This is a genomic window from Caloramator sp. E03 (assembly GCF_006016075.1).
Lineage (GTDB): Bacteria > Bacillota > Clostridia > Clostridiales > Caloramatoraceae > Caloramator_B.
In genome coordinates, this window is the sequence record NZ_CP040093.1 from 2,949,163 (window position 1) to 2,964,808 (window position 15,646).

General features: G+C 30.2%; 15 protein-coding genes, 3 pseudogenes and 1 other annotated feature. Of the genes and pseudogenes, 16 read left to right on the forward strand and 2 right to left on the reverse strand.

What is annotated here, in order from left to right; all coding sequences use genetic code 11:
- Positions 1–170: 170 nt before the first annotated feature.
- From FDN13_RS14625 to FDN13_RS14000, 7 genes and pseudogenes are all read left to right on the forward strand, one after another.
- Positions 171–290 (forward strand): PAS domain-containing protein, encoded by a 120-nt coding sequence (locus tag FDN13_RS14625; RefSeq protein ID WP_371414849.1) that lies wholly within the window; start codon positions 171–173, stop codon positions 288–290.
- Positions 291–295: 5 nt separating this feature from the next.
- Positions 296–463: a hypothetical protein gene (locus FDN13_RS14275; RefSeq protein ID WP_168190175.1), complete on the forward strand. Its 168-nt coding sequence runs from the start codon at positions 296–298 to the stop codon at positions 461–463.
- Between the two features lie 64 nt (positions 464–527).
- A pseudogene (locus tag FDN13_RS14630) lies at positions 528–656 on the forward strand (Spo0B domain-containing protein); the annotation flags it as partial.
- 217 nt (positions 657–873) lie between these two features.
- Positions 874–996: an ATP-binding protein gene (locus FDN13_RS14635; protein WP_371414850.1), complete on the forward strand. Its 123-nt coding sequence runs from the start codon at positions 874–876 to the stop codon at positions 994–996.
- Between the two features lie 231 nt (positions 997–1,227).
- The gene (locus tag FDN13_RS14460; RefSeq protein WP_305781729.1) at positions 1,228–1,686 is read left to right on the forward strand and encodes a response regulator; all 459 of its coding nucleotides are present in this window, start codon (positions 1,228–1,230) and stop codon (positions 1,684–1,686) included.
- Entirely contained in the window at positions 1,674–1,817 is a 144-nt protein-coding gene (locus FDN13_RS14640; protein WP_371414851.1) for a hypothetical protein, read from the forward strand. The genes FDN13_RS14460 and FDN13_RS14640 overlap by 13 nt, the downstream gene beginning before the upstream one ends.
- Before the next feature lie 22 nt (positions 1,818–1,839).
- Positions 1,840–2,775, forward strand: a complete 936-nt coding sequence (locus tag FDN13_RS14000; protein WP_138980960.1) for a 1,4-dihydroxy-2-naphthoate polyprenyltransferase — start codon at positions 1,840–1,842, stop codon at positions 2,773–2,775.
- Between the two features lie 2 nt (positions 2,776–2,777).
- Here the strand turns inward: FDN13_RS14000 and hprK are convergent, their stop codons facing one another.
- The gene (gene hprK / locus FDN13_RS14005) at positions 2,778–3,701 is read right to left on the reverse strand and encodes an HPr(Ser) kinase/phosphatase (RefSeq protein ID WP_138980961.1); all 924 of its coding nucleotides are present in this window, start codon (positions 3,699–3,701) and stop codon (positions 2,778–2,780) included.
- Positions 3,702–4,014: 313 nt separating this feature from the next.
- Between hprK and FDN13_RS14010 the strand changes: the two are divergent.
- From FDN13_RS14010 to FDN13_RS14020, 3 genes and pseudogenes are all read left to right on the forward strand, one after another.
- Positions 4,015–5,234, forward strand: a pseudogene (locus FDN13_RS14010) (ammonium transporter); the annotation flags it as partial.
- Between the two features lie 41 nt (positions 5,235–5,275).
- Entirely contained in the window at positions 5,276–5,629 is a 354-nt protein-coding gene (locus FDN13_RS14015; RefSeq protein ID WP_138980962.1) for a P-II family nitrogen regulator, read from the forward strand.
- 222 nt (positions 5,630–5,851) lie between these two features.
- Positions 5,852–6,945: pseudogene (locus tag FDN13_RS14020) on the forward strand (glycerol dehydrogenase).
- A 40-nt stretch (positions 6,946–6,985) separates the two neighbouring features.
- Here FDN13_RS14020 and trpB read toward each other — a convergent pair.
- A complete protein-coding gene (gene trpB / locus FDN13_RS14025; RefSeq protein ID WP_138980963.1) occupies positions 6,986–8,188 on the reverse strand; it encodes a tryptophan synthase subunit beta in 1,203 nt (400 codons plus the stop codon).
- Between the two features lie 147 nt (positions 8,189–8,335).
- Positions 8,336–8,571: a binding site (T-box leader), on the reverse strand.
- A gap of 205 nt (positions 8,572–8,776) precedes the next feature.
- On the opposite strand from trpB, the gene FDN13_RS14030 reads away from it, so the two are divergent.
- The 6 genes from FDN13_RS14030 to FDN13_RS14055 all read left to right on the forward strand — a co-directional run bounded on the left by FDN13_RS14030 (position 8,777) and on the right by FDN13_RS14055 (position 15,591).
- Positions 8,777–9,418 (forward strand): lactate utilization protein, encoded by a 642-nt coding sequence (locus FDN13_RS14030; RefSeq protein ID WP_138980964.1) that lies wholly within the window; start codon positions 8,777–8,779, stop codon positions 9,416–9,418.
- A 222-nt stretch (positions 9,419–9,640) separates the two neighbouring features.
- A complete protein-coding gene (locus FDN13_RS14035; RefSeq protein WP_168190177.1) occupies positions 9,641–10,903 on the forward strand; it encodes a magnesium transporter in 1,263 nt (420 codons plus the stop codon).
- A 9-nt stretch (positions 10,904–10,912) separates the two neighbouring features.
- Positions 10,913–12,163 (forward strand): Nramp family divalent metal transporter, encoded by a 1,251-nt coding sequence (locus FDN13_RS14040; RefSeq protein WP_138980966.1) that lies wholly within the window; start codon positions 10,913–10,915, stop codon positions 12,161–12,163.
- A gap of 208 nt (positions 12,164–12,371) precedes the next feature.
- Positions 12,372–13,238 (forward strand): cation diffusion facilitator family transporter, encoded by an 867-nt coding sequence (locus tag FDN13_RS14045; protein WP_138980967.1) that lies wholly within the window; start codon positions 12,372–12,374, stop codon positions 13,236–13,238.
- 374 nt (positions 13,239–13,612) lie between these two features.
- A complete protein-coding gene (locus FDN13_RS14050; RefSeq protein ID WP_138980968.1) occupies positions 13,613–14,245 on the forward strand; it encodes an HAD family hydrolase in 633 nt (210 codons plus the stop codon).
- A gap of 17 nt (positions 14,246–14,262) precedes the next feature.
- Positions 14,263–15,591 carry a DNA recombination protein RmuC gene (locus FDN13_RS14055; protein ID WP_138980969.1) on the forward strand — a complete coding sequence of 443 codons (1,329 nt, stop codon included), beginning with the start codon at positions 14,263–14,265 and terminating at the stop codon, positions 15,589–15,591.
- Positions 15,592–15,646: the final 55 nt, after the last annotated feature.

Below are 15,646 nucleotides of genomic sequence, written 5' to 3' on the forward strand. Positions count from 1 at the left end.
ATACTGTTTATAATGAACTTGCTGCACATATACTATGGTTTAAAATAACATTAATTGTAGGTTTACTTATTGGAATTATAAGTGCTGCAATCTTAGCCAATTTAATTAAAAAAACTATTTTTGGGCTAGAACCAAGCGAGATTGCATTATTACTAGGACAAAGAGATTTAATATTACAAAGCATTAAAAATGGTATATTAGCAGTAGATAAAAATGGGAATATATTATTTTTCAATAAAGTTGCAAAAGATATTTTTAATTTTAAAAATGAGGATATAGGAAAAACATAAATAGTATGAATTTAAAATATGCAGATGAAATGATGAAAGCTTTAATTTATGAAGAACCAATATATAATCAGGAAATTAAGATATGTAAGGATAATACATTGATGTGCAGCCATACTTTATTAAAAAATCATAAAAACGAAATTATTGGAGTAGTTTCAATATTGAAGATTTAACAGATATTTAAAAAGATGGCTGAAGAACTAACAGGAATAAAGAAATGACCTCTGCTTAAGAGCTCAAAATCATGAATTTATGAATAAATTACACACAATTTCGGGACTTATACAATTAGAGGAATATGACAAAGCACTTGAGTATATTACGAATATATATATCATCAAAGACAGGCTGTTTCAGAGATTTTAATAAATAAAATTAAAAACCCCACATGTAGCAGGGTTACTTTTAGCAAAGTATAATAAAGCAATTGAGGCAAAAATATCTTTAGAAATTGATAAGGATTTAACTTAGAAGAGTTGCCTAAAAACATAAATCCTGATGACCTTTGTTCAATTATAGGAAATTTAGTTGAAAATTCAATAGAGGAGTTAGTAAAATATGAAAATGGGAAATAATTGTTAAAATAAATTCTGATAGTGAAGGACTAAAAATTAGAGTTCAAGATAACGGCCCTGGAATTGATGATGCAATAATTGATAAGATTTTTGTAAGAGGTTTTACAACAAAACCTGGTAATAGGGAATAGGACTTAGTATTGTAAAAGAGATAGTTGATTTTGCACAAGGAAATATTAACATCATACAGGAAAATGGAGTTATATGGGATATATTTATACCAATGAAAGGAAAATGCCTATGATAAAAGTGTTAATTGTGGAAGACGATCCTATGGTCATGGAAATTAACTCTAAATTTTTAGAAAAATAGATGGATTTAAGCTACAGGCTTGTGCTAATTCTTTAGAAAAAGCAAAGGAGATACTTTTAAAGGATGCTCCAGATTTAGTGTTGTTGGATGTTTTTTTCCCACAGGGAAAAGGTATTGATTTATTAAAATGGATACGTTCTGAAAACATAAAATGTGATGTAATTTTGATTACTGCAGATAGAAATACTGAAACAGTTGAAGAAGCATTTCGCTATGGTGCAGTTGATTATTTAGTAAAACCGTTTATGTTTAATAGATTTAAAGAAGCTTTATTGTTATATAAAGATAGAAAAAATAACTTTGAAAACATTGGAAATATTGAGCAAAAGATAATTGATAGATATACTATAAAAGATAGTAGACATTTTGAAAATGAAGAAAGCAGTGATATTGAAATATATGATGATATTGATATAAAGGGATTTAATAAACATACTTACGAAAGAATATTACAAGGTATAAATCAAATGAAGGGAAAGCATTCACATCACAGCAAATTGCAAAGTTAGTAGGGGTATCAAGAATTACTGCAAGAAGATATTTAGATTATTTGGAAAAAGAAAATAAGCTGGAGATTGAAATGGAATATGGAAAAATAGGAAGGCCAAGAAACAAATATAGAGTAAAAGTTGACAAATAAAAAATAGAAAGAGGCGATTGAATTGAAAGTTAGAAGTTTCCTTAAACTAGTTGAAATACAAACAAAAATAGCCAGTGTAATACCTTTTACACTCGGCACTGTTTATGCGTTATATAGATTTAATACTTTCAATTTAAAAAACTTCCTTTTAATGTTTGTTTCACTATTAACTTTTGATATGGCAACTACTGCGATAAACAATTATTGTGATTATAAAAGAGCTGTAAAAAAGCACGGATACAACTATGAAATGCATAATGGCATAGTAAAATACAATTTATCAGAGATATATGTTAAAGCTATTATATGTATACTTCTTATAATTGCGACAACCTTTGGAGTACTATTGTATTTAAATACAAATATTATTGTTTTAATAATTGGTATAATATCCTTTTCGGTTGGGATATTTTATTCCTTTGGCCCTATACCAATATCAAGAATGCCTTTAGGTGAGATGTTCTCAGGAATATTTATGGGGTTTATAATAGTATTTCTTGCAGTATATATACATGTAAATGAAAGCATTATAAGTCTAATGTATAATAATGGGTTTTTAACTTTACAGATGAATTTAAAAGAAGTAATATATATATTTTTACTATCTATTCCAACTATTAATTGTATTGCAAATGTTATGCTTGCTAATAATATATGTGATATTGATGATGACAAAGAAAACAAAAGATATACGCTTCCAATATATCTGGGTAAAGAAAATAGCTTGGCTATTTTTAAAGCCATGTATTATATAGCATATATTGATATTATATTATTGATTGTATTAAGAATAACTCCTGCTATCTCAATAATAACGTTATTAACATTTATTATTATAAATAAAAATATATCTCTTTTCTTTGAAAAACAAACAAAAAGGGATACCTTTGTACTTTCCGTTAAGAATTTAATAATAATGAATTTAGTTCAAATAATATTATTAAGTATAATGATATAAAATTAGAATATATTTTCATTATTTACTTCTTCGATTCTTTTTTCAATTGTTTCTACTGGTGTAATTGAAGTTGTTGTTAAGTATCTATAGTTTGCAGCAGCAGCCTCAATAATTACTGCTATATTGCGTCCTGGTCTTATTGGTATCCTGACCTTTTTAACCGGAACTCCAAGAATTTCAATAGTTTCATTGCTATTACCAAGCCTATCAAAGTTGTCATGTTCATCGTTCCAGGGCTCTAATTCAATAACAAAATCTATAATTTTTTCTTTTATAACTGAGCTAAGTCCATAAAGTGCAGTAACATTTATAATGCCAAGTCCTCTTACCTCTATCATTCCATTTGTGCTATAGGGGCTGCTGCCATATAATATTCCGCCAACGCATTTTATTTCAACTGCATCATCAGATACTAAAATATGACCTCTTTTTATTAGCTCAAGAGCTGTTTCGCTTTTTCCTATTCCACTTTTCCCCTGTATTAATATGCCTACTCCATATACATCAACAAGTTCCCCATGAAGAGAAGTAGTTTCAGCAAGTTCTTTTTCCAAGTAAGTAATCAATTCTTTTACAAGGCGTGTAGTTTGAAGAGAACTTCTCAAAACCCATATATTATGTTCCTTTGCTGTATCAATGATTTCCTTATGAGGCTCTAAATTTCTTGAAATTACAATAGCTGTAATATCAAACTCAAAAAAGTCTTTAATCCTTCTGTAACGTAAATTAGGATCCATTTTTTCAAGGTAGCTCCACTCAGCCATTCCTATTACTTGAACTCTATCTTCGCCAAAGTAGTCATAGTACCCTGAGAACTGCAAGCCTGGTCTATTTATATCACTGGTAGCGATTCTTTTGTTTTTATCACCACTTACAATAATCTCTAAATTTAAATCCTTTATTAATTTTTCAATGCTTATGGACATAATAATCTTCCTTTCAAATTATGATAGATTATTATATCATATATTTTTATGCTTTGTAATTAAAAAAACAATGATTGATTATTATAAAATTAAAAGAAAAGGTTTACACTATATTTGTAATTTAAGGATAAAGATTTTTTAAAATATGAAATTTTTATATTGACAAATTGCATTTGTATAAATATAATTATAATAAATTAATAAATGAAATGTATGCATACGTTTCAAATTGTGTAGGCAATGGGGCCTACAGGTATTCCTTAAAGGGAATGTCTGTAGGCCTCTTTAATTTTAAGATATTGGAGGGGATTATATGGATTATAAAATATCTATTGATACAGTATGGGTTCTTATTGCTACAACATTAGTCTTTTTTATGCAGGCTGGCTTTGCTATGGTCGAAGCTGGTTTTACAAGGGCTAAAAACGCTGGAAATATAGTTATGAAAAATTTAATGGACTTTGTTGTTGGTTCTTTAATATATTGGATACTTGGATTTGGGTTAATGTTTGGAGAGGATATAGGAGGTTTTATAGGAAAAATCGATTTGTTAACTAAAGCTGGGTATGCGCATTTGCAACTTGGCATTCCAAAACTTGCATTTTTCATGTTCCAAACAGTATTTTGTGCAACATCAGCTACGATTGTTTCAGGAGCTATGGCAGAAAGAACAAAATTTAGTGCGTATATTTTGTATAGCTTTGTTATTAGTGCTATAATTTATCCAATTGTAGGTCATTGGATTTGGGGTGGTGGTTGGCTATCAAAGTTAGGTTTCCATGATTTTGCAGGCTCAACTGTTGTACATTCATTAGGTGGCTGGACAGCACTTGTTGGGGCAAGTATTATAGGACCGAGAATAGGCAAATATACAAAGGATGGAAAGGTAAATGCTATTCCAGGACACAGCATAACTTTAGGTGCATTAGGAGTATTTATACTTTGGTTTGGATGGTTTGGATTTAATCCTGGATCTACTCTATCGGGAACTAATGTAGAAAGCATTTCAACAATATTTGTTACGACTAACTTAGCTGCAGCTGCTGCAACATTTGTTACAATGATTATTACGTGGATTAAGTATAAAAAGCCTGATGTTAGTATGACTTTAAACGGATCTCTTGGAGGATTAGTTGCAATTACTGCAGGATGTGATGTTGTTACTCCTTTAGGATCAGTTATAATAGGTATTATCGCAGGATTTGCAATTGTTTATGGAATAGAATTTATTGATAAAGTACTAAAGGTAGATGACCCAGTTGGTGCTATTGGGGTTCATGCTTTATGTGGTTCGATTGGAACTATACTTGTTGGAGTTTTTGCAGTTAAAGGGGAATCTTATATGGTGGAGGTGTAAAGCTTTTAGGGATACAGCTATTAGGGGTTTTAACAGTTATGGTATGGACGTTTATTACAACAACTTTATTATTTAGGTTAATTAAGGTAACAACTGGTTTAAGAGTTAGTGCGGAAGAAGAAATAGAAGGATTAGATATACACGAACATGGATTAGAAAGCAGTTATGCAGATTTTGAAATAAAGTCAATAAGTATAAACTATTAAAAGGGGGTAAAATTTTGCATAAGATATCAAAGATAGATATTATAACACGCCCAAGTAAATTTGAAGAATTAAAAAAGGCACTTAATGATATCGGTATTACTGGTATGACAGTCTCCCAAGTTTTGGGTTGTGGAATGCAAAAAGGAGTTACAGAATATTATAGGGGAGTTCCAATGGAAGTTAACCTTTTGCCAAAGGTTAAAGTAGAAATAGTTGTTTGTGAAGTTCCTGTTGAATTAGTTGTTGAAACAGCAAAAAAAGTTTTAAATACAGGAAATGTAGGGGATGGAAAGATATTTATATATGATGTTGCAAATGTTGTTAGAATAAGAACAGGCCAAGAAGGTAAAGAGGCATTAGTATAAAATAATATGGTTGAAAGTTTTTAAAAATAGCAAAAGCTCCTTTGAAAATAGTATTTAAATGCTGTTGCATTGGAGCTTTTGCTATTTTTATATTTGTTAAATAATATTTTAAATATTGTAGAACAATTTTAAAGATTGATAAAAATATAACAATATGATAAAATAGATATATCAAGTTATGTCGATAATTTAGAATTTATATTTTGAAAAAGAGGTGTTAATATGGGGAAAATAATAATGTCGCCAAGTAAGTACATACAAGGAAGTGGGGAACTTGAAAAAATAAGGAGCTATGTTGAAAACTTTGGTAAGACTTTCTTAGTCCTCGCTACTGAATCAGGAATGAAAAAGAACAAAATCAATTGTTGAAAAAAGTTTTGATGGTTCAAACTCAGGATTAGTATTTGAGGTATTTAATAAAGAATGTTGTAAAAAAGAGATAAAATAGATTGGTAAAACGTTGTTAAAGAAAATGGATGTGAATGTGTTATAGGAATTGGAGGAGGAAACTACTTGATACAGCAAAGGCGGTTGCTTATTATGCAGAGGTACCTGTTGTTATAGTTCCGTCAATTGCATCAACCGATGCACCTTGTAGTGCTTTATCTGTTATTTATACTGAAGATGGTGTCTTTGAAGAGTATCTAATACTTCCTAAAAATCCTGAAATCGTAATTATGGATACTAAAATTATTGCCAATGCTCCTTCAAGGCTGCTTGTAGCTGGTATGGGTGATGCATTAGCTACATATTTTGAGGCAAGGGCTTGTAAAAAATCAAATGCAACAAATATGGCAGGTCTTCATCCTTCTAAATCAGCTTTTGCTTTGGCAAAATTATGCTACGAAACGCTTCTTGAGGATGGGCTAAAAGCCAAACTTGCAGTTGAAAACAAAGTAGTTACACCAGCAGTTGAAAATATTATTGAAGCAAATACATATTTAAGTGGTGTAGGCTTTGAAAGCGGTGGATTGGCAGCAGCACATGCTATTCATAATGGATTTACTGTATTAAAACAATGTCATCACTTATATCATGGTGAGAAGGTAGCTTTTGGGACTCTTGTTCAATTAGTAATGGAAAACAGTCCAATTGAAGAGATAGAAGAAGTTATAGATTTTTGTATTTCTGTTGGACTACCTGTTACATTAGAACAAATGGGAGTAAAAGAAATTATACCAGAGGAAATCATGGAAGTTGCTAAGGCTTCATGTGCAAAAGGAGAAACAATATATAATATGCCCTTTGAAGTTACTGTAGAATCTGTTTATGCAGCTATACTTACTGCAGATGCAATAGGAAGACAATATATATAATTATTAAAATGACAACCACCCGAAAAGGGTGGTTGTCATTTTAATAATTAGTAACTGTTTCAAAAGCAGCTTCTTTAAGGCTTAGAAAACGATTAATTTGATCAACGTCTTTATCTCCACGACCAGATATATTTATAACAATAATTTTATCTTTTGATAATGTCGGTGCTAATTTCATTGCATAAGCAACTGCATGTGCACTTTCAATTGCAGGTATTATGCCTTCTACTTTACTTAAAAATAGGAAAGCATCTACTGCCTCGTCATCGATTATAGGGACATATTTTGCCCTATTTATATCTTTAAGATAAGAATGTTCAGGACCGACACCAGGATAATCAAGACCTGCAGAAATTGAGTAAACAGGTTTTATTGAGCCATCTTCCTCTGAAAGATAGTAGGTCTTCATACCGTGAATTATACCGACCTTTCCAAGGCTTAAGGTTGCAGCATTAAATTCTGTATCAATTCCTTTTCCACCAGCTTCTACTCCAATTAGATTAACTTCTTTATGAGGAATAAATTCACAAAAAGCACCTATAGCATTGCTTCCTCCACCACAACAAGCAATAACGTAATCAGGTAGACGGTTTTCTTTCTCTAAAATTTGTTTTTTTATCTCTTCGCTTATTATTTTTTGAAATTCTCTAACTATTGTAGGATAGGGATGAGGTCCTACTGCTGAGCCTAAAAGATAAAAAGTATCATCTATTCTTTCAACCCATTTTTCTATTGCTTCATCAACAGCATCGCTTAAAGTTTTGCTACCTCTTGTAACTTCTGTAACTTTAGCACCTAAAAGCTGCATTTTAAATACATTAAGTTTCTGTCTTTCAATATCTTCGCTTCCCATGAATATTTCACATTCCATACCAAACATAGCTGCACCTGTTGCAGTTGCAACACCATGTTGACCTGCTCCGGTTTCAGCTATAATCTTTTTCTTTCCCATTCTTTTAGCTAAAAGAATCTGTCCAATTACATTATTTATCTTATGAGCACCAGTATGGTTTAAATCTTCACGCTTTAAATAGATTTTAGCACCTTTAAGTTTTTCAGTCATGTTTTTAGCATAATAAAGTGGTGTAGGCCTTCCACAATATTCTTTCAAATAATACAAATATTCCTCTTTAAATTGTTTATCATTTATTGCTTCATAAAAAGCTTTTTCAAGTTCGTTAAGTGCATTTAATACTTTTTCAGGTACAAATTGCCCACCGTAGGAACCAAATTGAAATTTCATAAATTATCAACTCCTTATAAAATATTTCAATTAGATTTATTTTGTTTATCAAAAGTAGCTTTTTGCGCCAGCGATATAATCCGTATATTGAAAAATAGTTTAACATATAAACACCTCCATAAAAAAATAACAGCACTTTGTCCTATAAAATGGGACGAAGTGCTGCTCCGTGGTGCCACCCTGATTACAACATTATAAATGTTGTCACTTTTTCGGATACAATCATATCCTATCCCTTTAACGTTGGAATTACGGCACAGGCTACTTACTTTCACCCTGCTTCTCATGAACCCATTCAGAATGCACTATTTGTTAGGCTTCCACCATCCCTAACTCGCTTTAAAATAATTTACATTCCTACTATTTTCAATCATTGAATTTACCATATTATTACTATACTATATTATATTTATTCAAAAATGTCAATATGAGATTATAAATAATATTAAGAATAGTGATATAATTATAATGTCTTTTAATATATATTGAAGGTAACTATAAATATAGAATTTAAAAGTATTATAATGATAATAAAAGGTATTAATGTTATAATTATCTTAGATAAAAAATAAAGGAGGAGGTATAGTAATGGATAAAAACACTGATTTTATTTTTCAAAAAAGAGTTGAAAGAACTATTGAAAATCTTGAAAAAAACAACATAGAAGCTTTTTTTGTACAGGATGAAAAGGAACTAATTGATAAGATAATGGATTTAGTACCAGAAAATGCTACGGTTTCTGTTGGAGGTTCAATGACTTTATTTGAAACAGGAGTAATTGAACATTTAAGAAGTGGAAGATATAACTTTTTAGATAGATATAAGGAAGGCTTATCGATGGATGATATTAAAGAAATATATAGAAAAAGCTTTTTTGCTGATGCATATTTTACAAGCAGCAATGCTATAACAGAAGAAGGAGAAATATATAATGTAGACGGAAATGGGAATAGAGTTGCTGCTATGATATATGGCCCTGATAAGGTTATAATTGTTGCAGGAATAAACAAAATTGTAAAGGATTTAGATGAGGCAATAGAAAGAAATAGAGCTATGTCAGCACCTGCTAATGCAAAACGTTTGAATAAAAATACTCCTTGTGCTAAAATAGGATATTGCATGGACTGTACAAGCCCCGAAAGGATTTGTAGAAATTATGTATTAATAAAAAGCCAAGGCAAAAAAGGTAGGATGTATGTTATATTTGTAAACAAACATTTTGGATATTAATTTTTATTAAGTTTAGCCTTTTTTAAAATTACTCATATTATAATAGTGAGTGAATAATTTTATAAATTTATTTTGCATTGGAGGTGGTATTGATGGAATGTGGCCCTTATCCCAGTAGTATATCAATTGAAAAAAATTATAAAACTAAATATCATAGGGGAACTGCATTTGCATTAATACTACCCTATGCAGTTCTCCTGCCGAAAGGGAGGAGATTTAGACATGGAAAGAGTGAAAGGATGTTATATCAGCAACCTTCTTGGTGTATCAGTGTATGATTCAAGTAACATCTATCTTGGAAAGCTTAACGATCTTATTGTAACTTCTGATGAACATCTCCCTGTTGTTCAAGGTCTTAGGATTAAAAACAAGGATTCATTAAAAGAGATTGCATTTAAATCCCTTGGAATTTATAAGGGAGGTAAAAAATATAAAATTATTGTTGATAACTATTTTGAATATGTAAGAGATAAAAACTTCTATTCTCTATCAAATGATATATTGGACAGACAGATAGTTGATATTAATGGAAGAAGAGTTGTTAGAGTTAATGATTTAAGATTGGCTGAAATTGGGGAAGGATATAAAGTTGTAGCAGTTGACATAGGTTTTAGAGGCTTATTAAGAAGGCTTGGTATTTTGAATTTTGTAGAGGGTATACTAAGTAAGATAGGTAGAAATTTTGCTGATAGTCTTGTTATATGGGATAATGTTGAACCTATTAAGGGGCAGGTTGATAGAATTACTTTATCTATTCCATATAAAAAATTAAAATCACTTCATCCGGCAGATATTGCAGATATATTAGAAGACATTGATGCAAATTACAGAAATCATATTTTTAAAACTTTCGATTCAAGACTTGCTGCTGATACTCTTGAAGAGTTTGAAGATGAATATCAGTCAAACCTTGTTGAAAATATAGATGCAAAACTTGCCAAAGAGATATTTGAAAACATGCCTAACGATGAGATTGCAGATATTCTTGAGGATGTTGATGAGGAAAAAGTTGAAAAAATACTTCAGAATATGGACAAATCTGATGCTCAAGAAATAAAAGAGCTTCTTAAATATGATGATAATACTGTTGGAAGTATTATGAATAAAGACTATATAGCCTTTAATCAAAATAAAAGTGTAGATGAAGTTATAAAAGAGCTTAGGGAAACAAAGCCAAGCTCAGAGATTGCATATTATTTATATGTAATAGATAATGATGAAAGATTAACAGGTGTTGTTTCTTTACGTGACTTAATAATTTCATCACCTGATGCTAAACTAAAAGAAATTATGCAGAAGAATATCATATATGTATATGATACGGATACTTTGGATGATTTAACTGAATTAGTAACAAAATATGAGCTCCTTGCAATACCAGTTGTAAATAATGAAAGAGTTTTACTTGGAATGGCTATATTAAATGATATTGTTGATGAAGTCCTGTTACCAAGATGGAAAAAAATACTAAAGAGATCAGCATAGGAGGCAGCTATGGGGAAAATTAAGAATAAAAAGATTAAAAATATATTGTTTATATTAAGTATAATAGGGCCAGGACTAATAACTGTTAATGCTGGAAATGATGCTGGAGGAATTGCAACTTATGCTGCTGTAGGAGCTCACTTTGGATATAAAATGCTGTGGGGGTTACTGCTTATAACCTTTAGCTTAGCAGTAATACAAGAGATGAATGCAAGAATGGCAATTGTAACAGGCAAAGGACTTTCGGATCTTATCAGGGAGCAGTTTGGAGTAAAGCTTGCATTTTTTGCTATGCTAACACTTTTTATAGCTAATTTTGGAGTGTGCGTTGGAGATTTTGCAGGTATTGCAGCAAGTATGGAATTATTTGGAGTCAGCAAATATATTTCAGTTCCTGTTGTTGCTATATTTACTCTTTTTGTTATTACAAGGGGTAATTACTCAAAAATAGAGAAGATATTTTTAATTTTTACCTTTGTTTTCTTTTCCTATATTATAACTTGCTTTATAGCTAAGCCACAGTGGAATATTGTATTTAAAGAGATGTTCACTCCCCAAATTGAGTATAATAAAGAATTTATATTAACATTTATTGGTATGATAGGAACAACAATAACTCCTTATATGCAGTTTTATCTTCAATCTTCAATAGTAGATAAAGGACTTGGAATAGATGATTATAAATATGAAAAAATTGATGTTTATTTATCTGCTATTTGGGGAGATATGGTATCCTTTTTTATAATTGTTACAACAGCTATTACTTTATATAAAAATGGTATAAGAATTGAAGGTGCTGAGCAAGCTGCTCTTGCTTTGAAGCCTCTTGCTGGTCAATATGCATCAGCTCTGTTTGGAATAGGATTATTTGGGGCATCAGCTCTTGCAATAGCAATAATACCTCTTTCCACAACCTATGCAATATGTGAAGCTTTTGGATTTGAAAGAGGGCTTGATAATGAGTTTAAAGAAGCACCTATATTCTATGGAATATTTATAGGTATGATAATAACAAGTGCAATTATTGTTTTATTACCAAAGATTTCTTTGGTAGGAATTATGCTTTTTACTCAACAGCTTGCAGGAATGCTTTCTCCAATAATTCTAATTTTTATGGTGAGGTTAACTAACAAAAAGGATGTAATGGGCAAATATATAAACAACAAAATACAAAATATAATAATATGGATTACGGTTACATTTATTATAATTCTTTCAATAATAATATTCCTGTCGCCAATTATTGATATGATTATATAAAACAAAAGATAAAACTCCATTCTTAAGAAAAAAAGAGTGGAGTTTTATATTTTTGTTTTTTATATCAATAAAAAGATAAATAAATTCATTAATGAAAATTAAATTAATTATCAATTGAAAATATATCCTATTTAGCATAAATACTTGCAATATAAGATATTACAGCATATAATGTTATTATAATTTATTATCAATTGGGAGTGATATTGTGGATGAATGCACTTTAGGTACTAAAACTTCATGGATAACAATATTTATTAATACAGCACTTTGTGCATTTAAGATAATTGCAGGAATAATAGGACAAAGTACTGCTATGCTTGCAGATGGTGTACACACACTTTCAGACATACTTGCCACATTTGTAGTTATTATCGGATTAAATATATCATCAAAAAAAGAAGATGAAAAACATCCTTATGGTCATGAAAAATTTGAAGCAGAGTGTGCAAAAATTGTAAGTACGATTCTTCTTTTAACAGGACTATTAATAGGTTATGAAGGAATTAAAAGTTTAATATTAGGAGATATAAAAACTCCGGGATTTATTGCTTTGTTAGCTGCGATGATATCAATAGTTGTTAAAGAAGGTATGTATTGGTATACAATAATAGTTGCAAAAAAAATAAGGAGTTTGTCTATGGAAGCAGATGCATGGCATCACAGATCCGATGCATTTTCTTCAATTGGAACTTTTGCTGGAATTTTTGGAGCAAGGCTTGGTATTAAGGTTCTTGATCCGATTGCCGGAATAATTGTTAGTTTTTTTATAATTAAAGTAGGTATTGATTTTTATAGAAAATCAACAGCACAGTTGATTGATTCTTCAGCGGATAAGGATACTATAGAAAAAATAAGAAATGTTGTTATGTCAACCATTGGGGTAAAAGATATTACTATGTTAAAAACGAGACTTTTTGGAAATAAGATATATGTAGATATTGAGATATGTGTTGATTCAAATATGTCTGTAAAACAAGGACATGAAATAGCAGAAGCTGTGCATCTAAACGTTGAAAATAATGTAGAACACATAAAGCATTGTATGGTACATTTAGAACCATATAATGAGTAATAAAAATTCTCAAAGCAAATAGAGGGATGTTAAATATTTCTACTTGCTTTGAGAATTATTTTATTTGATTATTTTCTGCTTACAGCAGAAGGCCTATCCTTTCAGTTGTGAAATTTGCCTTTTTCATCGGATATTCAGTAGGATACCTCACCTGTATGACGGTTAATTACAATATATTCTTCGCCAGGAATGAAGCTCATATCATTCACAGTATCACCTCCTTTTTGTATTATATCCAAACTATAGAAAAAATAATTATAATTAATACAATTATTGAAATAATAAATATTTTTAATAATTATGAAAAATTTGCTTTTAAAAATTTTTTGTGTTATAAATAATAAATGTATATACAATTAGAAAGGAAAGTGAAGATGAGTAAAAGAATTTATGATGGGATAATTTTTGATCTTGATGGTACATTATGGGATGCAGTGGAGGTGATTCATAGATCATGGAAAAAAGTTGTGAGCAGTCATTCTAAATTTAAAAATTTTATAACTCTTGAAGAGCTTCAATCATTTATGGGGAGTAAAATTGATGACATATTTAAAAGCATATATAAAGATATTGATGATAAAGATCTATATAAAATAATAGATGAATGTACCCAAGAAGAATGTTCACTTATTAGAAAAGAAGGAGGAAAACTATATCCTAACCTGATAGAAACTTTAGATGCATTATATAAAAAATATCCTTTATTTATTGTTAGCAATTGCCAGAGCGGATATATAGAAGCATTTTTAGAATATCATGATTTACATAAGTATTTTAAGGATTATGAATGTTCAGGTAATACAGGCTTAGAAAAAGGAGAAAATATTAGACTTGTAATGAAAAGGAATGGTATTAAAAATCCTATATATGTTGGTGATGCTAAAGTAGATCTTGAAGCAACTAAAAAAGTTGGAATTGACTTTGTTTATGCTTCTTATGGTTTTGGAAGTGTAGATTCATTTAAAATTAAAATAGATTCATTAAAAGAGCTTTTATTATATTTTTAAATAAAAGAGGTGGGGTTATGGGAGGATCCAGTATTTTAATTATTATTCTACTTATTATATCTATATTAATTCAGTTTATTATTTTATCAAAATTAAATAAGGATAGTTTTGATGAAAAGATTTTAAGGCAATATTTTGATAATGTTCAGAGTAAAATTGAAGCAGCTTTTAAAGATGAGATAAGAAGGATAAGAGAAGAAAATTATACAATTTCTTTTCAAAACAGGCAGGAGATTTCACAAAACATATTAGGTATGACTGATAGCATAAATAAACAAATAAGCAGTATTGGAAACCTCCAAAAAGACCAGCTTGAGATTGTTACTGGGAAACTTTTAGAACTTTTGAAAACTAATTCTGAAGGACTTGACAAAATAAGGCAGGCTATTGAAGAGAAACTAAAACAAATTCAAGATGATAACAATAAAAAACTTGAAGATATAAGAGCCACTGTTGACGAAAAGTTACATACGACACTTGAGAATAGATTAGGGCAATCTTTTAAGAACATAAGTGAAAGGCTAGAGGCACTATATAAACAGCTTGGAGAAATACAAAGTTTAAGCTTAGGTGTTAACGATCTTAGAAAAGCATTAAGCAATGTTAAAACAAGAGGTGTATGGGGGGAAATACAGCTTGCCAATATAATTGAAGATTTACTTACAAGTGAACAGTACGATATGAATGTTGCAACTAAAAAAGGTAGCAATGAAAGGGTTGAGTTTGCATTAAAGCTTCCAGGGAAGGATGATATGCAAAAATATATATACCTTCCTATTGATGCTAAGTTTCCACAGGAAGATTACCAAAGGCTTCTTGAGGCCTTTGATTTGGGAGATAAGGAAGCTGTTGAAGAAGCAAGAAAACTACTTGAAAAAAGAGTTAAAGAAGAGGCAAAGACTATTTTTGAAAAGTATATAGATCCTCCTAATACAACAGATTTTGCTATATTGTTTTTACCCACAGAAAGCCTTTTTGCGGAAGTTGTAAGGAATACAGGTTTAATAGAAACATTGCAAAGGGATTATAAAGTTATAATAACAGGGCCAACTACTATATCAGCACTTTTAAACAGTCTACAGATGGGATTTAGAACACTTGCTATTGAAAAGCGCTCAAGTGAAGTTTGGAGGATACTTGGTGCAGTTAAAACTGAGTTTGGGAAGTTTTCTGAAATTCTTGAAAAGACACAAAAAAAGCTTTTAGAAGCAAGCAACAGCATAGAAAGTGCAACTAAAAAGACTAAAACTATTGAGAGAAAACTAAAGGATGTTCAGCAACTTCCACAGGAGGAAAGTCTAAAGTTAATGGAAAACGTATATGATGATGTTGATGAAACAGCATAAATAGGGGCAATTTGATTAAAACAATTGAATTTACTTATGTGTTGGTAAAAATAGA